General features: G+C 48.8%; 12 protein-coding genes. 9 read left to right on the forward strand and 3 right to left on the reverse strand.

The window, feature by feature from the left end; translation table 11 throughout:
- Positions 1–3 precede the first annotated feature (3 nt).
- From H6G50_RS05035 to H6G50_RS05045, 3 genes are all read left to right on the forward strand, one after another.
- Positions 4–753, forward strand: a complete 750-nt coding sequence (locus tag H6G50_RS05035; RefSeq protein WP_190714141.1) for an isochorismatase family protein — start codon at positions 4–6, stop codon at positions 751–753.
- Between the two features lie 446 nt (positions 754–1,199).
- Entirely contained in the window at positions 1,200–2,648 is a 1,449-nt protein-coding gene (locus tag H6G50_RS05040; protein ID WP_190713877.1) for an FAD-binding domain-containing protein, read from the forward strand.
- Between the two features lie 601 nt (positions 2,649–3,249).
- Positions 3,250–3,765, forward strand: coding sequence for a hypothetical protein (locus H6G50_RS05045; RefSeq protein WP_242032713.1), 516 nt, complete (start codon positions 3,250–3,252; stop codon positions 3,763–3,765).
- Positions 3,766–3,795: 30 nt separating this feature from the next.
- On the opposite strand, the gene H6G50_RS05050 is transcribed toward H6G50_RS05045, so the two are convergent.
- Positions 3,796–4,233, reverse strand: a complete 438-nt coding sequence (locus tag H6G50_RS05050) for an NUDIX hydrolase (protein ID WP_190713879.1) — start codon at positions 4,231–4,233, stop codon at positions 3,796–3,798.
- A gap of 18 nt (positions 4,234–4,251) precedes the next feature.
- Between H6G50_RS05050 and H6G50_RS05055 the strand changes: the two genes are divergently transcribed.
- Both H6G50_RS05055 and H6G50_RS05060 read left to right on the forward strand, forming a co-directional pair.
- Positions 4,252–5,202 (forward strand): NAD(P)H-dependent glycerol-3-phosphate dehydrogenase, encoded by a 951-nt coding sequence (locus H6G50_RS05055; protein WP_190713881.1) that lies wholly within the window; start codon positions 4,252–4,254, stop codon positions 5,200–5,202.
- A gap of 417 nt (positions 5,203–5,619) precedes the next feature.
- Positions 5,620–7,047 (forward strand): DNA methyltransferase, encoded by a 1,428-nt coding sequence (locus H6G50_RS05060; protein WP_190713883.1) that lies wholly within the window; start codon positions 5,620–5,622, stop codon positions 7,045–7,047.
- Positions 7,048–7,057: 10 nt separating this feature from the next.
- Here the strand turns inward: H6G50_RS05060 and H6G50_RS05065 are convergent, their stop codons facing one another.
- A complete protein-coding gene (locus H6G50_RS05065) occupies positions 7,058–10,213 on the reverse strand; it encodes a DEAD/DEAH box helicase (RefSeq protein WP_190713885.1) in 3,156 nt (1,051 codons plus the stop codon).
- A gap of 390 nt (positions 10,214–10,603) precedes the next feature.
- On the opposite strand from H6G50_RS05065, the gene H6G50_RS05070 reads away from it, so the two are divergent.
- Positions 10,604–12,754 (forward strand): polyribonucleotide nucleotidyltransferase, encoded by a 2,151-nt coding sequence (locus H6G50_RS05070; RefSeq protein WP_190713887.1) that lies wholly within the window; start codon positions 10,604–10,606, stop codon positions 12,752–12,754.
- 272 nt (positions 12,755–13,026) lie between these two features.
- Here H6G50_RS05070 and ftsY read toward each other — a convergent pair whose 3' ends face one another.
- Positions 13,027–14,856: a signal recognition particle-docking protein FtsY gene (gene ftsY / locus H6G50_RS05075; RefSeq protein ID WP_190713889.1), complete on the reverse strand. Its 1,830-nt coding sequence runs from the start codon at positions 14,854–14,856 to the stop codon at positions 13,027–13,029.
- Positions 14,857–15,181: 325 nt separating this feature from the next.
- On the opposite strand from ftsY, the gene H6G50_RS05080 reads away from it, so the two are divergent.
- From H6G50_RS05080 to H6G50_RS05090, 3 genes are all read left to right on the forward strand, one after another.
- Positions 15,182–16,648 carry a mechanosensitive ion channel family protein gene (locus tag H6G50_RS05080; RefSeq protein WP_242032714.1) on the forward strand — a complete coding sequence of 489 codons (1,467 nt, stop codon included), beginning with the start codon at positions 15,182–15,184 and terminating at the stop codon, positions 16,646–16,648.
- A 157-nt stretch (positions 16,649–16,805) separates the two neighbouring features.
- The gene (lexA, locus tag H6G50_RS05085; RefSeq protein WP_347239877.1) at positions 16,806–17,426 is read left to right on the forward strand and encodes a transcriptional repressor LexA; all 621 of its coding nucleotides are present in this window, start codon (positions 16,806–16,808) and stop codon (positions 17,424–17,426) included.
- A 234-nt stretch (positions 17,427–17,660) separates the two neighbouring features.
- Positions 17,661–20,087: a sucrose synthase gene (locus H6G50_RS05090; RefSeq protein ID WP_190713890.1), complete on the forward strand. Its 2,427-nt coding sequence runs from the start codon at positions 17,661–17,663 to the stop codon at positions 20,085–20,087.
- Positions 20,088–20,242: the final 155 nt, after the last annotated feature.

The raw sequence follows: 20,242 nt of genomic DNA on the forward strand, positions 1-20,242 counted from the left end.
TTAATGAATAGAGTAACGACTTTAACGAACCCCAGTTCCGCTTTAGCAGCGATTGAAGCTGCTTTACCCATTGACCCTCAACCCTATACTATAGGCGATCGCCCCACCGGATTAGTTATCGTTGATGTGGTCAATGGCTTCTGCACGGTCGGCTATAGCCCTTTAGCGCCAACAGAACCCGACCGACAAATTGCTACAATGGTATCGGAGAGCGATCGCTTAGCCAAAGCTTTTGCAGCCAAAAATTTACCGATTTTAGCTTTTCTAGATGCCCACGAACCGGGCAAACCCGAACCTCCCTATCCGATTCATTGCGAAAAAGGATCTGGAGAAGAAGAATTAGTGCCGGAACTCAAGTGGTTAGAAACTTATCCCCTCACTACCCTTATTGAAAAAGACTGCATCAACGGCTTCATTGGTTCTATTGACATTAATACGGGAAATAATGCCTTAATTGATTGGGTTAATCAACACCGTTTGGAAGCTTTAGCAGTCGTTGGTATCTGCACGGATATCTGTGTGATGGATTTCGTTATCACCCTGCTTTCGGCTCGCAATCATGACATGACGCAGACTTTAAAAGATATTATTGTTTATACCGAAGGTTGCTCTACCTACGACCTTTCCGCTGAGGTAGCAGCCCAGCAAGGACTGCCTAAAACAGCCATTCATCCCCAAAGCATTGCACACCATATCGGACTCTATACGATGGCAGAACGAGGAGCTTTTATTGCCTCGCAAGTTTTCGTATAAAGTTGTTCGATTCTGGCATGGAGTTAATCTTTGTAAAAGCTAATTTAACCTTCAAGATTACTATAATGACATTCATAAAATTCAAGAGAAATGGGAGCGTCAGACGGGAGTATCCCTAGGGTATATCTTTAGTGAATAATTGACAATGGATGAATGGCACTGACTTAAGGCTGGTGGGCGTTGCCCACTCTACGAAATATCTGAAATAAGAGTTGAAAAGAGGTACAAAAATTGAAATTAGATGGGTAGGGGCGAATGGCATTCGCCCGCGCGGTGTACCTCACTCTAAACAGAGTTAATGCTGTCGTCATAAGCTGAAAATACGTTCCCGTTTTGCTGGAGTTAAGAGGCAAGACGACTTGACAACTCTATCGCAAAGAATGGAGTTGTCCTTTAGAGTGATACGTTTGTGCTATCCTCAATAAGATTGACTCCAAAATGCGATTATGTCCTCGACAATTCTATTCTGGCATCGCAACGACCTGCGTTTATCCGATAACATCGGACTTGCCGCCGCCCGCCAAATAACGCCCAAAGTTATCGGTGTTTTCTGTCTCGATCCCAACATCTTACAACGGGATGACATTGCGCCCGCTCGCGTTGCCTACATGATAGGTTGTCTGGAGGAGTTGCAAGAATCTTATCAAAAAGCGGGCAGCGAATTGCTTATTCTCCACGATACTCCCGAGGTTGCCCTACCCAAGCTCGCGATCGCGTTGCAAGCTAAAAGCGTATTCTGGAACTTAGATGTCGAACCCTATGCCCGCACTCGCGACGAAACCGTGCAGCAAAACCTCGAAGCGGAAGGGATTACCGTAGAAACCGGCTGGGATAAACTGCTGCATTCTCCCGGCGAAGTCCTCGCCAAGGCTACCGGAAACCCTTACACGGTTTATACGCCCTTCTGGAAGAATTGGAGTAAGCAGTCCAAAGCAGCGCCCGCAGCAACGCTAGCAGGGGCGGAAGGATTAACCGAAAGCGAACGAAAAAGCGCGATAGAAGCGGGGGCGCAAAGCTTACCTTCGGCTAAAGATTTGGGTTACAACTGGGAAAATGGCTTTGTTTTAACGCCGGGAGAAACCGCCGCGCGGGAGCAATTGGAGGCCTTTTGCGATCGCGCCCTGCTCGATTACCGAGAGCAACGCAACTTTCCCAGTATTGATAGTACCTCGAAACTGAGCGCCGCACTCAAATTCGGCGCGATCGGCATTCGTACCGTCTGGAACGCAACGACAGAAGCGTATCAAAATGCTCGCAGCGAAGAAACCCAAGCCAACATCGAAACCTGGCAAAAAGAACTGGCATGGCGAGAATTTTATCAACACGCGATGTACTTTTTTCCCGAACTCGAAAACGGCCCCTATCGCCCCTTATTTAAAGATTTTCCTTGGAATAATAACGAGAAACATTTCAAAGCATGGTGCCAGGGAAAAACCGGCTATCCTATCGTTGATGCTGCGATGCGCCAACTTAATGAAATCGGCTGGATGCACAATCGCTGCCGCATGATTGTTGCCAGTTTTTTAACTAAAGATTTGATTATTAATTGGCAGTGGGGAGAAAAATATTTTATGCAAAACTTGTACGACGGCGATCTTGCGGCTAATAACGGCGGTTGGCAATGGAGCGCTTCTAGCGGTATGGATCCGCAGCCGTTGAGAATTTTCAATCCTAGCAGTCAAGCCCAAAAATTCGACCCTGAAGGCGAGTATATTCGTCAGTGGATTCCCGAATTAAGTTCCCTCGATTCCGAATATTTAGTAACGGGAAAAATACCGACATCGGAACGAAGATCTTGCGGCTATCCCCAACCGATTGTAGACCACAACAAACAGCAACGCGAATTCAAACGGCGCTACAGCGAGCAACAAGCGGAAACTTCTTTAAAGAATTGAAAAAGACGGAGCCGAAAGCTGGAAAAATTTAAAAAGGTATGGCATTCTAAAGGTAAGTTCATCTACCCGAAGGCTCTAGCACGGCAATTAAAGCAAAAAGCTGTTGTTTCTTCTCAAAGCTAGAGGAAGACTGGGGGCAGGAGATACTCTGCAAGCTCGGTAGGCACTGCACCCGGTTATGAATTGGGGTTCCTCGTGCTTCGATGACTAACAAAGTCTAGAGCAGACGTTAGTACAGAGCAACTTTTAGCTCGCACACCTTCAAAATTAGCAAAATGCTCCCAGGGTGGGTATTTTAATACTAAAATTCCGCCTCGGACGGTGGGAACGAGTTGCATCTAGTTCTGTTGCTCTGATATTTATAGAGCTAGTGGGTTACAAACAAGAGGTTGCAATCTGCCATTTTTTATCGACCACCCGCAGGCATTCCGAAGTGTTGGCTTGACTTGTATCAAACCTTAAACTGTCCGCTTTTTCGCCCGAGCTTGGCGATTGTAACTTTAGATAAAGTTAGTCCCTCAAAAATTGTTCGTCTAGCGTTAACCCTGAAGACGCTACCCGTAATTTTAATCTGATTCTTTTTCAATCGCGACTTACTTAAATGCCTAAAATGTTTAGTCAAGCTTTATCCCGTTCGACCATCCTCCCTCCCACTCAAGTCCTCAGTCAGTTGCACAGCGGGCAACTGTTGCGAGTCGATGCGACGCGAGGCAATGCGATTATTGTCTGCCATCGCCACCACGCCGAAATTGCAGGGCCCGGTTCGGCAGTGGGGGGGTTACTCGATATTGATTGTCGCCGCGCGATTCCCATCGGGCAAATTGCTTTAACGCACCCAGAGTCTCATGAAGAACGCCGCAAAGCTTTTCAAATGCGGCAGCGCTGGATTAAAAGCACCCAAAAGGTGGCAGAGAATCCGGTGCCGTTGCAGCGAGGGGAGTTAATTTTAAGAATGTTGGAACGGTATTGTGGGGTGGAAGCGATCGCGCAGTTACCCGATGATGTTATCGCACAATTGGTCGGCGTGCTACCAGAAACCATCGTCATGGCGAGGAAAGTTTTAGTTTCGCCTCCAGAAATGTCCGTCCAACCTCCTCAAATCGTTACCGCCGGTTAGAGTGAAGTCAAGTACAAATGACCTGAATTTTTAAGGGTACGGCAAACGCGGGCGCACCCCGTAGTGACGATAGTACCAATAATCCTTCAGAATTTGAGCGTGGTCGAAACAGAGATTCGACGGTTGATTCCAACTCTCAAAGATGCCAATATTTTTCGCATCGTCCGCCGCTGCTGGTTCCCCCGTTGCTGCCGCTAAAAAGACAACGCTGAGTGTATGCTGGCGAGGGTCGCGCTTCGGGTCGGAATAGACGTAAAATTGTTCGAGCAGTTCGACTTTTAAACACACTTCTTCCTCGGCTTCCCGCTGCGCTGCAACTTCGACGGGTTCGCCATAATCGACAAATCCTCCCGGAATTGCCCAACCGTAGGGCGGATTTTTGCGTTCGATTAAGACAATGGGACGGTGAGGGCGATCGATAAGTTCGATGATAATATCAACAGTCGGGGTGGGATTGCGATAAGTCATCCTGAAACAGGAAATGATATGAATGATGAGTTGGATCGTAGCACTTTGAAGCCTCAACCGCAGATCGTCGCGATTTTGGGGTCGGGGGTTTGGGGAACGGCGTTAGGGACACTAGCGGCGCGCAATCGGCATGAAGTTCGCTTTCACTCTCGCCGCAGCGAAGGCTCTTGGGAAGATGCGCTCGCCTCTGCTAATCTAGCAGTATCGGCAGTTTCCATGTCCGGCGTTCGCCCCACCATCGAACAGCTACAGCGCCTCGTCCTGCCGCCGGATTTGATTATTGTCAGCGCCACGAAAGGATTAGATGCCCTGTCGCTGCAAACGCCCTCTCGAATTTGGCAGGCAGCTTTTCCCCAACATCCCATTGTCGTGCTTTCGGGGCCGAATTTATCGAAAGAAATCGATCGCGGTTTGCCCGCAGCAACGGCAGTCGCAAGCGAGGATTTAGAAGCTGCAAAAAGGGTTCAAACCATTTTCGCATCGGAAAGTTTTCGCGTCTATGTGAATGCTGACCCTATCGGCACGGAATTGGGAGGAACCCTGAAAAATATTATGGCGATCGCGGCCGGGGTGTGCGATGGTTTAAACTTAGGAACCAATGCCAAAGCCGCGCTTCTCACCCGCGCCCTACCCGAAATCATCCGCGTCAGCGCTCATTTTGGCGCAACGCCTAGTACCTTTTACGGATTATCCGGCATCGGCGACCTGCTCGCAACCTGTAACAGTCCCCTCTCGCGCAACTATCAAGTTGGCTATCAACTCGCGCAGGGTAAAACATTAGCAGAAATCCTAGAGTGCCTGGAAGGAACCGCAGAAGGGATTAATACCACCGAAGTGTTAGTGCGATTGGCAAAAGCAGAAAAGATTGAAGTACCCATTGCAGAACAAGTTCGCCGCTTGTTAGAAGGCGAAATTACGCCCCAACAAGCCGTTCACTCATTAATGGAACGAGAATTAAAGGCAGAGTAGGGAGAAAATTTTATAGCGTTTTTCGTTTACGTGAGGTACAGTTCCAAAAATCAAATCGGTAGGCTGGTGGGCGCTGCCCACCCTACCCAATATGCTAACTTAACTCAATTCTCCGTATTGTTCGGCAAGCTCAAAGTAGTGCCGTGACACACCTTAAATGAGGCTTTAGAAAAACTCTTGAAACCCGATCGAGTAAGCAATAGAACGAGAAACCTATCGCACAGTTTTAGCTGTGTCACGGCACTACTTTTTCCTTGCTATTTGGGGGAATAATGTAGCGCTATCTCTTGTTAAAATTTCTCTCACTCCCTCTCCCCGTCCCCCCATCTCCCCGTCCCCCCATCTCCCCGTCCCCCCGTCTCCCCGTCCCCCAGTCCCCCCGTCAGCCTTAACTTAGGTCATTCAACCGGATTTTATATGATGGGCTTGTCTGCGTTTTTCGATCTCAAACCTGAATCCGAAAATAAAGCTTTAATAGAAATTGATAAGCTAGACAAAGAGTTAAACCAGCACTTTCAAGATCGTTTTTTTATTCACCCCTCTTTGACTCGGCTTTTAGTTAGCTTTCAGGCGAATAAAAGTAGACCTCTTTATAGATGGTATAAATATAAAGAAGCTTTTTCAGCCGCTCTTGTCGAGTTTCTGTTTAACGACTATCAGTTAAAGCGGGGCAAAATTTTAGACCCTTTTGCAGGAAGTGGTACTGCTTTATTTGCTGCTAGCAATCTTGGCATTAATGCTGATGGGATTGAACTTTTACCGATCGGTCAAGAAATTATTAAAACCAGAAAGCTTTTAGAACTTGAATTCAACCAAAATGACTTCGAGCGGCTGACGAAATGGATTGAGTTAAAGCCTTGGAAAATAGCAGAAAAAAAGATAGATTTGCCAGAATTTAAAATTACCAAAGGCGCGTATTCTCCAGCAACCCAATACGCAATTGAGCGATATCTCAGCGTTTGCGAAGGGGAAAAAGAAAGCGTTAGCTCGGTTTTACGTTTTGCCTTACTTTGTATCTTAGAATCCATTAGCTACACTCGCAAAGACGGACAATATCTTCGTTGGGATTATCGGGCTAGTCGCAAAAAGACTTCTTTTAATAAAGGCGAGATTGCTGATTTCGACCGCGCGATCGCGAATAAGCTTGGTGAAATTATCCAAGATTTAAACGCTTCTACCAATAGCCTCGAAATTCCAGTCAATCTTAACAAACGAGGAGGGATTGAACTATATCAAGATTCTTGTCTTCAAGTTATGTCCTCTTTCCCCGACGCAATTTACGAGGGAATTATGACTTCTCCTCCTTACTGCAATCGCTACGATTATACTCGCACTTATGCTTTAGAACTCGCTTTATTAGGTGTTTCTGAAAAGTCTTTAGCGAGCTTACGTCAGGAGATGTTAAGCTGTACGGTAGAAAATCGCTCAAAAGATTTATTAGCAATTAATTCTAGTTGGAAATTAGCGATAGATGCGGCGGACTCTCAACCCTTACTGCAATCAATTTTGTGTTTCTTAGAAAATCAAAAGTTAGAGGGCGCATTAAATAATAATGGTATTCCCCGGATGATACGAGGCTATTTTTATGAAATGGCTTGCGTTATACAAGAATGCCACCGAGTTCTTAAACCTGGAGCTTTTTTGTTTATGGTGAATGATAATGTCCGCTACGCAGGAGTTAGTATTTCTGTCGATACCATCCTATCATCGATCGCAGAAAAATTAGGGTTTATCGTGGATAAGATTTTAGTGCTTCCAGGCAATAAGGGGAACAGCAGCCAACAAATGGGCAATCATGGCAGAGTTCCCTTGAGAAAATGCGTTTATGTTTGGAAGAAAGAATAAATCGATCGGTTTATTCTTCATCTAAAATTGCACTGCGATCCAACAATAGCAAGTTTCTCAACTGTTCTGTATCTAATTTTGTTAGCCATTGTTCCCCCGCATCAACCGTTTGCTCTGCCAATTGTTTTTTACTATTAATAATCTCTTCAATGCGTTCTTCCAAAGTTCCCGTACAGACGAATTTATGCACCTGGACATTGCGCTGCTGTCCGATGCGGAAGGCGCGATCGGTGGCTTGATTTTCGACAGCGGGATTCCACCAGCGATCGACATGAAAAACATGGTTGGCACGGGTTAAATTTAACCCGGTTCCGCCCGCTTTTAAAGATAGAATTAAGATGCGAGGGCCTTCGGGATCGTGTTGGAAGCGATCGACCATTTCTTGACGGCGATCGCGCGACGTGGAACCATACAAAAATAAGACCTCCGTTTTTAATTGCCGTTCTAAGTAAGGTTGCAGCAGCTTGCCCCATTCAGCAAATTGAGTGAAAATGAGGGCGCGATCTTGTAAAGAACCGCGCAGTCCTTCGCCTTCCGCTAGCACCTCTTCCAACATTTCCTGCAAGCGCAACAATTTACCCGATCGCGCCCCCCGTTCCAAGCGCGGTTCTTTGAGATAATGAGCGGGATGATTGCACAATTGTTTGAGTTTCAACAACAACGTTAAAATTAAACCGTGACGCTCGATTCCCTCCGCTGCATCGATTTTTTGTAGCGATTCTTCGGTTAATTGTTGATAAAGCGTTGCCTGTTCTACCGATAAACCGCAATAAACGCTCATTTCTTGCTTTTCCGGCAAATCGCGCACGATCTCTTTATCGGTTTTTAAGCGCCGGAGAATGAAAGGGCGAACGAGCGATCGCAACTGATACAATGAATCGCGATCGCCGTATTTTTCGATCGGAATTGCAAAGCGACGTTGAAAAAACTGCTGTCCGCCCAAAAATCCCGGATTTAAAAACTCTAAAATCGACCACAATTCAGAAAGGCGATTTTCAACTGGCGTTCCCGTTAAAGCAATCCGAAAACCTGCTTTTAAACTGCGTGCCGCTTGAGCTTGTTTTGCTTGAGGATTTTTGATATTTTGCGCCTCATCTAATACCACGCCTTCCCAATCAATCGTCTCCAAGCTTTTAATATCTCGATACAGCAACGAATAACTGGTAATCACTAAATCTTTATTGCGGATATTTTTAGCGAATGTCGTTCCTTTATCGCGCTTATCGCCGTGATGAACGGAAGCGGTTAGCGTCGGCGAGAACTTTTTAATTTCTCGTTCCCAGTTGCCAATCACAGAAGTCGGACATACCACTAAGCAAGGTTTTTGTAAAGTATTTTTTTCTTTTAAATGTAATAAAAATGCTAAGAATTGTGGCGTTTTTCCGAGTCCCATATCGTCCGCCAAACAAGCACCAAAACTCCATTGTTCCAAAAATGCCAACCAACTGACACCGAACGATTGATAAGGACGCAATTCGCCGCGAAAATCCTCCGGCGTTTCAACAATTTGAATCGGTTTATTATCAATTAAATTATCGATCAGTTCTTTTAAAACGCCCGTTGCCGTGAAGCCCGTAACGGGTAATTTTGCCAGCGTTTTTGTCTCGCCGGTACTCAACCGCAGCGCATCTTCAACGAGTAGCGGTAGGGGTTCGGTATTTGGGGCGAGAACGGCTTGGGCGGCGCGCACGTCGGCGGGCTGCAAGGCTAACCATTCGCCGTCAACTTCAACCAAGGGCGATTGTTGGGCGAGGAGGCGATCGAAATCTTCCCGAGAAATAGAAGTATCGCCCACCGCGAGTTCGAGTTGATAGTTTAAAGGCGTTTTTAAGCCGAGACGCTCGCCTTTTTTTCGGGAAACTTTAGCTTTAATTTTGAGTCCTAAGCGCTTTTCGCCTCGCCCCGAAGCCAATCCCGGCGGCAGAATGATTCCGAAGCCATTATCTTGTAATTGCCAAGCACTAGAGCGGACAAACTCGTAAACTTCGATGGGATTTAATAAGCATTGCGTCGGCTGTCGCTGCTCCAAACTCGCTAAAATGGGAGCGTACAATCGACCGGCTAAGCCCAATCCTTGGAGCAAAGATTCTTGGGGGTTGGCGATGACGCGATCGCAGTAACGCAATTCATCTACCGGATACTGCCAAATTGTTGCCGCATCGAGGGAAATATCCGGATCGCTCGCCGATTGCAAGCAATAATTTAACTTCCAATCCAACTTGCCCCATCGAACCTCGCCTTCGCTGGGCGGTTGGAGTACAAAACAGGCTTGGAAGCGATCGCCGCCCAACTTTTTCGCCTCGGGCGTAACCACAAAATCTTCAATCGGGCGCGTCCAAGTTTCAATCGCCGCAAGGGCGCGGTGTAACTGTTCCGGTTCGGCAGCTAACTGTCCGGAAGACTTCGCCAGCGATTGCAACCATTGCTGCACGAAAGAGGGTTTCGTGACCTTCAAACTGCCCTCTAACCACGTTCGCACCTGCACGTTAACCATCGCCCCCAAAAAGCTCAATAGCAGCCCTTGCGGTTCGATTTCTCCATCGGCATGGGCGCGACAAACCGCAGGCATCAAACGGGACATTTGCGCCAACCGCGCGCGATCGATCGCGCTATCGAGCAGCGGATACCACGCACTGCGCGCCCTTCCCTCTTCCTCTTGCGCCAATCCCGGTAAAAACTTGCACCTCGCCACCAAATCCAAACTCCAGCGATAAACCTGCGCCCAAAAGCGCAAAGAACCGCCCGGATAAGCGCGCTCGCCTTCCAACGAGCCTAACGGCACAGCCTGCAAAAATTGTGCGGCTTCCTGCGGCTCCAGCGCAATTCCCTCGACTTGCCACCTCTGCAATGGTAACTGACCCAATTCTGCAACGCGATCGCGACTTTCCGACAGCAGCGGCAAAAACGGCGCGTCCTCCTCTTCCCGATAGCTCGGTAAATATAGCGATCGCGTTTGCAAGCGTTCTTCGAGGTTAATCGGCAGTACCAACGGGCGTTCCGCGCAAAACGCCAGCAACTCCGATAACTTCATCGCAAAAGGATGCACCGGAATTTCTCCCGCCGTCGGTTGGACATCCCGAGCGGCGCGTCCGCGCCAAGTCTCGCACCAAATCCAGAAAGAACTGTGGGTTTCGTTGGATAGCCAACTACCGTGTAGAATTGCCATGACGCTATGGAACAACGATCGGTAAACAGTAATCAGTCAACAGCGATCGGCGAACAGCAAACGGTTTGTTAAACATCTGCTGCCGGGATGCGTGCATTGTTTGAGGGATGCCCCTACCCTACCCGTAGGTTGGCTTCATTACCTCCCGCTTCCAGCATACCGAAAGGAAGGACGGTACGGACAAACATTCCGCAGTCTGCATTTTACCAAGAGGGAGAGGGAGGCAGATGGATCTCGCGATCGCCACAATTGCAGCCTCCTAATTTTTAATTTTTAATTTTTAATTTTTAATTTCCAAGCCAACACCCGATCCTCGCAGCGCCAGTCTAGAAGTGCTACGATTTTCCAAGAGAAGAAGATAGATTGAAAATAGAAAGGAAAAGCACGCAGATGCTAGAGATTGCTAAGTCGATATCCTTTGTAGAAGGACGGGATATTCGACTCGAAACAGGTTTACTCGCGCCCCAGGCGGGCGGTTCGGTTTTAATCCAATCCGGAGATACGGCAGTTTTGGTAACGGCGACTCGCTCTCCCGGTCGCGAAGGCATGGATTTTTTGCCGCTGTTGGTAGATTACGAAGAAAGACTCTACGCAGCCGGTCGCATTCCGGGAGGATTTTTACGACGCGAAGGTCGTCCGCCCGAAAAAGTGACGCTCACCAGCCGTTTAATCGACCGCCCGCTGCGTCCTTTGTTCCCGCAGTGGCTTAGAGACGACATTCAAGTCATCGCGACAACCCTGTCGATGGACGAGCAAGTGCCTCCAGATGTCTTAGCCGTAACGGGAGCTTCCGTGGCCGTGTTGCTGGCGCAAATTCCCTTCCAGGGGCCGATGGCAGCCGTGCGGGTGGGTTTAGTCGGAGATGACTTTATCATTAACCCCACCTACAAGGAAATCGAAGAAGGCGATTTGGATTTAGTCGTGGCGGGCAGTCCCGATGGCGTGGTGATGGTAGAAGCAGGAGCCAACCAACTGCCAGAACAGGATGTTATCGAAGCGATTGAGTTTGGCTACGAAGCCGTACAAACGCTGATTGCCGCCCAACAGGAGTTGATGGAAGAGTTGGGGATTACTTTGGTGGTGGAAGAACCGCCCGTCGTCGATAATACCCTCGAGAATTTTATCGGCGATCGCGCCGTCGATAAAATTAAAGCCGTTCTTTCGCAATTTACCCTTGACAAAAAGGGCCGCGATACCCTTCTCGATGAGATTCGCGATACCGAAATTATCGCGGCCATCGCCGAACTGCCCGAAGACGACCCCTTGCGCGTCGCCGCTGAAGGTCAAGCGGTTCCCAATACTTTCAAAAAACTGACCAAAAAGTTAATGCGCCGCCAGATTATTGAAGACGGCGTGCGCGTGGACGGGCGCAAACTCGATGAAGTGCGTCCGGTTTCCGCCCAAGTCGGAATTCTGCCGCCGCGCGTTCACGGTTGCGGGTTGTTCCAGCGCGGACTGACGCAAGTTCTATCGATTGCGACCCTCGGGACTCCTGGCGACGCACAAGAGTTGGACGATTTGCATCCCGAAGGCGAGAAGCGCTATCTGCATCATTATAATTTTCCGCCCTTCTCCGTCGGCGAAACCAAACCGATGCGTTCCCCCGGTCGTCGGGAAATCGGTCATGGCGCGCTAGCAGAACGCGCGTTGGTTCCCGTCCTTCCGCCGAAAGAAGAGTTTCCCTACGTCCTGCGCGTCGTCTCTGAAGTGCTGTCTTCCAACGGTTCCACCTCGATGGGTTCGGTGTGCGGTTCCACTTTGGCGCTGATGGATGCGGGCGTGCCGATTATTAAACCCGTCAGCGGTGCGGCGATGGGATTGATTAAGGATGGCGATGAAGTTCGCGTTCTGACTGATATTCAAGGGATTGAAGATTTTCTCGGGGATATGGACTTTAAGGTTGCAGGGACGGATACCGGGATTACCGCCTTGCAAATGGATATGAAGATTACGGGATTGTCGATGGAGGTTATAGAACGCGCCATTCAACAAGCACGACCCGCTCGCCTTCATATTTTAGAGAAAATGTTGAGCGCGATCGACAAACCGCGCGCTAATCTCTCGGCTTACGCGCCGCGCCTATTAACGATTAAGATCGATCCGGACTTAATTGGATTGGTTATTGGCCCTGGCGGGAAGACGATTAAGGGAATTACCGAACAAACCGGCGCGAAAGTCGATATCGAAGACGACGGTACGGTGATTATTTCTTCGACGGACGGCGAGAAAGCCACGCAAGCGAAGAAGATTATCGAAGGAATGACGCGCAAGGTTTCCGAAGGCGATGTTTTCGTCGGTCAAGTCGTGCGTATCATTACGATTGGCGCGTTTGTAGAAATTCTGCCTGGAAAGGAAGGAATGATTCACATTTCGCAACTGGCTGAAGGGCGCGTCGGTAAGGTGGAAGATGAAGTCGCTGTCGGCGATGAAGTCGTGGTGAAAGTGCGCGAAATTGACTCGCGCGGACGGATTAATTTGACGCGCTTGGGGATTCATCCGGAACAAGCGGCGGCGGCTCGGGCTGCGGCGGCGCAGGGATAATAGAGAGTGAGTAGCGAACGATTAAAAGTTCGCTATTCGCTGAATTATGTCTAAAGTCAAAAAACGCGATCGCGTCATACTTTTAAGCACGTCGTAACGCACCATTTAATACCAATATCTCATGGATTTTGAGCGATTCCCGAAGAGTGCATAACAATGTGGCTGCCCCTACGACGAAAAATTTAGTGCATTGTAACTGAGAATTGGTATAACGCAAAATTGAAGGGAGTTAATCGGAAGATTCAGGCTTCGCGAAAAAGAAGATTAAAACTTTATTCGCTCAACAATGCAGCCACAAATTCATAACTCGAAAATGGGCGCAAATCTTCAATTCCTTCCCCCGCACCGATAAAACGAATCGGTAAGTTTAACTCCCGCGCGACGGCCAGAGCAACGCCACCTTTAGCACTTCCGTCCAATTTTGTCAAGACTGCACCGCTTAATTTTGCGGCTTCCGAGAAGACTTCGGCTTGTCGCAGGCCATTTTGTCCGAGGGTAGCATCGAGGACGAGTAGGGATTCAACGTTAGCATCGGGCGCTTTTTTCTCAATGATGCGGCGAATTTTTGCCAACTCTTCCATCAAGTTTTTCTTGTTTTGCAAGCGTCCGGCGGTATCGATAAGCAGGAGTTCGGTATTGCGGGATTGAGCGGCCGCGATCGCATCGTACACCACGGCAGCCGGATCGGTATTCTTTCCCGGATTGGCAATGACAGGCGTATTCGAGCGATCGCCCCATACCTTCACCTGTTCGACGGCGGCCGCGCGGAAAGTATCGGCTGCTGCAATCAAACAGCGATAGCCGGATTTTTGGGCGAGGTGGGCGAGTTTGCCGAGGGTGGTGGTTTTTCCCGCGCCGTTAACGCCCGTCAGCAACCAAATATTGAGCTTATCTTTCTCGGGAACGAGGATATAATTTTCCTGGTCTTGCAGGGGTGCATCGAGCAAGTTGGAAAGAATATCTTTGAGAAACGCGATCGCTTGTTCTGGGGGTAACGCTTCTTGCCGCAGCCTGCCTTGCAAGGTTTCGATAATGTAATCCGTCGCCTCAACGCCCACATCCGCCTGCAACAGCAGCGTTTCAATCTCCGTTACTGCATCGGCATTGAGTGGCCCTTGCCCCACCACGGCTTTAAGCTGGTTAATCAAACCGCGCCGCGTTTTGCCCAACCCCTGGCGCAAGCGCTTCAGCCAGCTAATCTCTTCGATATCGATGTCTTCCGGTTTGCGTCCTTGCGCTGCCAAAACTTGCGCCGACCAGATAAACTCTTCATCGAAGTCCATGCCCGGAATTGCGGGTCTTTCGGCTGGTTTTGTGGTTTTCGGGGCTGCTTTTTGAGGAACTTCGGGTTCGGGCAGGTCTATGGCGGTTTCTTTCAACCGTTCGAGCGCGTCCGATTTTCGCATCCAAGCGGGCATTGGGGCGCTTTCCGTCTCCGAGGTCGCTGCGGTTGTCGTTTCGGCAACTTCTTCAGTCAGTTCGCTTTCAGGGGTTTGGGGTTCCTCTTCAACTTCGGTTGTCGTTTCGGCAACTGCTTCTATAAGTTCGCTTTCAGGGGTTTGGGGTTCTTCTTCAACTTCGGTTGCAGTTTCGGCAACTGCTTCTATAAGTTCGCTTTCAGGGGTTTGGGGTTCTTCTTCAACTTCGGTTGTCGTTTCGGCAACTGCTTCTATAAGTTCGCTTTCGGAGGTTTCCGGAGTGGGTTCGGTTGCTGCAATCGCTTCTACAGCTTCGGTTGCAGCTTCAGCAACTTCAGTAGCGAGTTCGCTATCGGTGGCTTGGGGTGCTTCTTCAACTTCGGTTGTAGTTACGGCAACTGCTTCAACGAGTTCGCTTTCAGGGGTTTCGGTTTCCTCTGCCGGGACTTCTTCACTTTCTGCGGCTGCTGACGATTCCTCCTGCAATTGTCCCTGACGCTGCTGAATGCTTTGATAAGCGGCTTTTGCCCACTTCAGGTAATCTTCTTGCGGCGTTGACTCGGCAGCGGCTTCGGCAACTTCGGGTTCCGATTCCGCCTCGGTCACAGCGGGCGCTTCTGGTAGATTTTGGTCTTGTTCTTGTTTGTCGCGATCGTTGAACTGACGGCGGAACCAATTAAACACGAGTAACCCCTATCCCAAACTCAGTATTAGTTATTGCTATATGGGTTAACTATAGCGGTTTTCTGGTTCGCGAGGTAGACCGATTCGTAATTCGTAATTCGTAATTCGTAATTCGTAGTTCGTAATTCGTAGTTCGTAGTTCGTGATTTCAGGTCACAAATTTCTAACTTCAATGAATGGATTAACGCTTAAAGAGTAGGATTAGTGGGGATTGTGCGATAAGCTGGCTTCAGAATAGCTAAAATTGAATGTAAGCGGAAAAGTAGATATGATGAGTCCATGAATTACTCAATGAATTGTCGTGTTGTTTAAGTTTAGTATTCGATTGAAACAGTTGTTTCAGAATCGCACTCTGCGATCGCGCCGTCGGTGGAGGGTCTCGAAAACCCGCTGGGTGTTAGTAGTAGGATGCAGCCTCCTTCTCTTCGTTTCTCCCGTCGTCCAAGCCCAACCCAGCGCGACTCCCTCCAGTAACGAGTCTGATGCGTCCTCTGTTAGCAGCGACGGGCTTTATTTTGCCGACATACTGGTGCGGGGCAGACCCGTGTTTCAGGTGGGCAGTTTAGCTGATGTGAATGCGAGCGATCGCGCTAAGATTATCAATCGTCGTATTGCCAGTCTCCTTAGTCGGGGTAACAAAATCGAACCCGTCACGGTCAATATCGACGCAACCCGAAATATTGCCACCCTCAAAGCCAACAATCGCGTCTTAATGACCATCAACGAACAAGACGCACAGGATTTTGGTGTGGAAGTGAAAGCCCTAGGAGACCTGTGGGCGGATAAACTCAATCGCGCTTTCAACCGACCGCCCCTCGCGATCGATGTCGGACAGCGATTGTATGGTACTACCCGCGATTTATTAAGCGATGCGATCGGCAATCTTCCCGCCCTCCTCGGCGCAATTGTGGTTGTGTTGCTAACCTTCATCGTTGCGAAAATCGTGCGCTACCTTGCTTACAAGTGGGCTAAGCAAACCGAAGGCGACCCCAGTACGGAAATTTTAATCGGGCGTTTGAGCTATGGTGGAGTTTGGGTTGGCGGTAGTGTCATCGCATTAGGCGTTTTAGGACTCGATTTTGGTGCTTTACTCGGCGCGTTAGGCTTGACCAGTGTTGCTATCGGTTTCAGTCTCAAAGATGTTCTCAGCAACTATATTTCCGGCGTAATCCTTTTGGCGGCGCGTCCTTTTCGCATTAACGACCAAGTGATTATCGGTGACTACGAAGGCACTATTGCTCAAATTCAACTGCGTGCCACAACCCTAAAAACTTACGACGGTCGTTTGGTTTATATTCCCAACCAAAAAGTTTTTGCCGCCAGCATTATTAACAATACGGCTTCTCCGCGCCGTCGCAGTTCGGTAACGGTAGGAATTGATTACGGCGAAGATATTGCCCTGGCAAAACAAACGATTTATGCTGCAATTAAGACAATCTCAGCAGTGGAGCAAGAGCCGCATCCCAGTATTATTGTGACAGAACTCGCCGCAAGTACGGTCAATCTTGACGTTCGCTTTTGGGTCGATTCGCGACGTTCCGGGTTTTTAAGTACCACCTCAGAAGTGATTCAGGCAATTAAGGAAGGGTTAGACGCTGCGAACATTGAAATGCCCACCGATATTTATACCCTCGTTTTCCGAAATTTATCCGAACAAATTCAAGACTCCGGCGACGGTTTGCAACGTCGGGGCGTTCTCCCCAAAAACCGTCTAGCTGGCAAAACCGCTGACTCGGACTCCATCGAACCGCCGCCCGATGTTGATGATTTCAACGAGTCCGGTCAAGTTTGATTGTTTTACTCTCTTTACCTCTCGACCCCAAAAACTCGAAAATTTTTACTATTTTAGTACAGAGGTTCTAAAAGTACGGTAAAGTTGGATCGAAGCTAACATCTTTCCGAGCTTTTTCTGAGAAAGATGCAGCCGACTGTAACTAGACCCATGATGGATGTCTATGGAAACTTTAACCGCACCGCAACAGGAACTTTACGATTGGTTGGTGGAATATATTCACAGCCAACAACATCCGCCCTCGATTCGTCAGATGATGAAGGCGATGAATCTGAAATCTCCCGCCCCGATTCAAAGTCGTTTGGAACGATTGAGAAATAAAGGGTACATCGACTGGACAGCGGGAAAAGCGCGCACGATCCGGATTTTACATCCCCAACAAGGGTTGCGCGTCTTGGGTTCAATAGCAGCGGGGGGCTTAGTCGAACCGTTCACCGATACCCAAGAACAACTCGATTTAACCGATATCTTCCGGCAACCCAACTGCTTTGCCTTGCGGGTGACGGGGGATAGCATGATCGAGGATTTTATTACGGATGGGGATATGGCGATCGTGCGATCGCTGCCCGAACGCGAACAGCCGAAAAATGGCACGATTGTTGCCGCCCGCGTCGAAGGACATGGAACCACCCTCAAACGCTTTTATTGCGACGCAGGAACCGTTACCCTCCAACCCTCCAACCCCCAGTATTCTCCCATTGAAGTTGCCGCCGACTTGGTGCAAATTCAAGGGGTGCTGGTGGGCGTGTGGCGCGGCTATCAGCCCGCAGCGCATTAGCTGAGGGAATCATCGAACGGAAAAATAGAAACCGGGTTTCTGTCGCGAAGCCCGGTTTTTCCTAAAAAAATTGTAAAAAATACAGAGTTTTTAAGATTTGCGCTCCCCGATTCGAGCAATTATAGGAATAATTAAGTGTTGGATTTCCCCGATTGGCACCTTCTCCCTCCAAACATTCAAACGCCAAAGACTCCAAGTAGAAGCCAGAAAACACACAATTATTCAGAATTTCTCATGTCGCAACTGATTGAAGCCGTTATCCACTCCGAACAAAAAATTGCCCTGCAAGAGTTTATCAACGCCTTACGCGCTTTGGATAAACAATATCTCCTGCGGAACGACATTGAAACCGTATTCGAGCAATTTTGCCAACAGCAACAGTCAGGAGAAGCCGTTGACCGGACTTCTGCCCTCGGAAAACTGATCGAACGCACTCAAGAGATTATTCTTGAATTGGAAAGTGCGTGCTGGGTTCTACGCCCCGGGATTGCCAAAGAAGAAGTTTATCGCGTGTATTTGGCGGATTTAAGCGTCGAATCGATGAGCGTTCCTCAAGTTCTCGATTTACGCGATCGCCTCGTCAACCGTTATAATCCCGACGAAGGCGATATCTTTGAAATCGACCTGCAACCCTTCTACGACTACTCTCCCACCCTACGCGACCCCAAAAACATCGGTAAGGGCGTACAATTTCTTAACCGCTACCTTTCCAGCAAACTCTTTCAAGATTCCAAAGAATGGTTGTCGGCGCTCTACACTTTTCTCAGCTTACACAGCTATAAAGGCATTCCCCTACTGATTAACGGGCGCATCAAAAACCAAGCACAACTCTCTGCCCAACTGAAGCAAGCGATCGATTTAGTGTCGGGATTGCCGCGCGATCGCGCCTACGCCGATTTTCGCTTCGATCTCCAAAATCTCGGCTTTGAACCGGGATGGGGGAACACCGCCGCCAGAGTCCGCGAAACCCTAGAACTCCTCGACGATCTGATCGATTCTCCCGACGATAGCAACCTCGAAACCTTCCTCTCCCGCCTGCCTATCATTTTTAACATTGTCCTCGTCTCCGTCCACGGATGGTTCGGACAAGAAGGCGTACTCGGTCGCCCCGATACCGGCGGACAAGTCGTTTACGTTCTCGACCAAGCCCGCAGTCTCGAACTGCAACTCGAAGAACAGGTCGAACTCGCCGGTTTGAGTGTTTTAAACGTTGAAACCAAAGTTATTATCCTCTCTCGCCTGATCCCCAACAGCGACGGGACTCGCTGTAACGAACGCCTCGAAAAAGTCCACGGGACGAAGAATGCTTGGATTTTGCGGGTTCCCTTCCGGGAATTCAACCCCGACTATACCCAAAACTGGGTTTCTCGCTTCGAGATTTGGCCTTATCTTGAAACTTACGCGATCGATGCCGAAAAAGAACTCTATCGCGAATTCCAGGGCAAACCCGACCTCATTATCGGGAACTACTCCGACGGCAACCTCGTTGCATTCTTACTCGCCCGTCGCTTAGGCGTGACCCAATTCATCATCGCCCACGCCCTCGAAAAATCGAAATATCTCTTCAGTAACCTCTACTGGCAGGAAATGGAGGATAACTATCACTTCTCCCTGCAATTCACCGCCGATTTAATCGCGATGAATTCTGCCAATTGCGTCATCAGCAGCACCTACCAAGAAATTATCGGTCGTCCCGATAGCGTCGGACAGTACGAATCCTATCAAAGCTTCACCATGCCCGATTTGTACCACGTCGTCCACGGGATCGAACTCTTCTCGCCGAAATTCAACGTCGTACCGCCGGGAGTCAATGAAACCGTCTTTTTCCCCTACGATCGCCCCGAAGAACGCCTGCACAGCTTGCACGAATCCCTCCAAGACTTACTCTTTACCCTCGACGACCCCGCCCAAACCTTCGGAAAACTTGCCGACCCCAGCAAGCGTCCGATCTTTTCAATGGCACGCCTCGATCGCATCAAAAACTTAACCGGACTTGCCGAATGTTTCGGACGTTCCCCAGAACTGCAAGAACATTGCAACCTAATTTTAGTCGCCGGAAAATTGCGTGCTGACGAATCCGGCGATGCTGAAGAACGCGACGAAATCGAACGCCTTTATCGCGTTATCGAGCAATATAACTTATACGATAAAATCCGCTGGTTGGGCGTGCGCTTGCCAAAAGCCGATTCGGGGGAAATCTATCGCGTTATCGCCGATCGCCAAGGCATCTTCGTACAGCCCGCCCTCTTTGAAGCCTTCGGTTTAACCATTCTCGAATCGATGATTACCGGATTGCCCACTTTTGGAACCCAATTTGGCGGCCCCTTGGAAATCATTGAAGACGGGAAAAACGGATTTTACATCAATCCAACTAACCTAGAAGAAATGGCTCAAAAAATTCTTGACTTTGTGAAAGAATGCGAAACCAATCCAAATCGCTGGGCTGAAATTTCTCAAGGCGGAATCGATCGCGTCTACAGTACCTACACCTGGAAAATCCATACCACCAAATTACTCTCTTTAGCGCGAGTTTACGGCTTCTGGAACTTCACCGCAAAAGAAAACCGGGAAGACTTACTGCGCTACCTCGAATCGCTGTTCCACTTAATCTATAAACCCCGCGCCAAAGCCTTGCTCGACAAACACCTTAATAATGGATAATTGACAATGGATAATGGATAATTAATGAAGTAGGGTGGGCAAAACTTGCGGAAGATTTATAGCGCAACTTGAAACGCGAACATCCGTTTCTCAATGCACAAAAGTCTTTGCTGGTGGGCGCTGCCTGCCCTAAGCTGTGCTGTATTTAAATTGTG

This window comes from Oscillatoria sp. FACHB-1406, assembly GCF_014698145.1.
GTDB lineage: Bacteria > Cyanobacteriota > Cyanobacteriia > Cyanobacteriales > Spirulinaceae > FACHB-1406.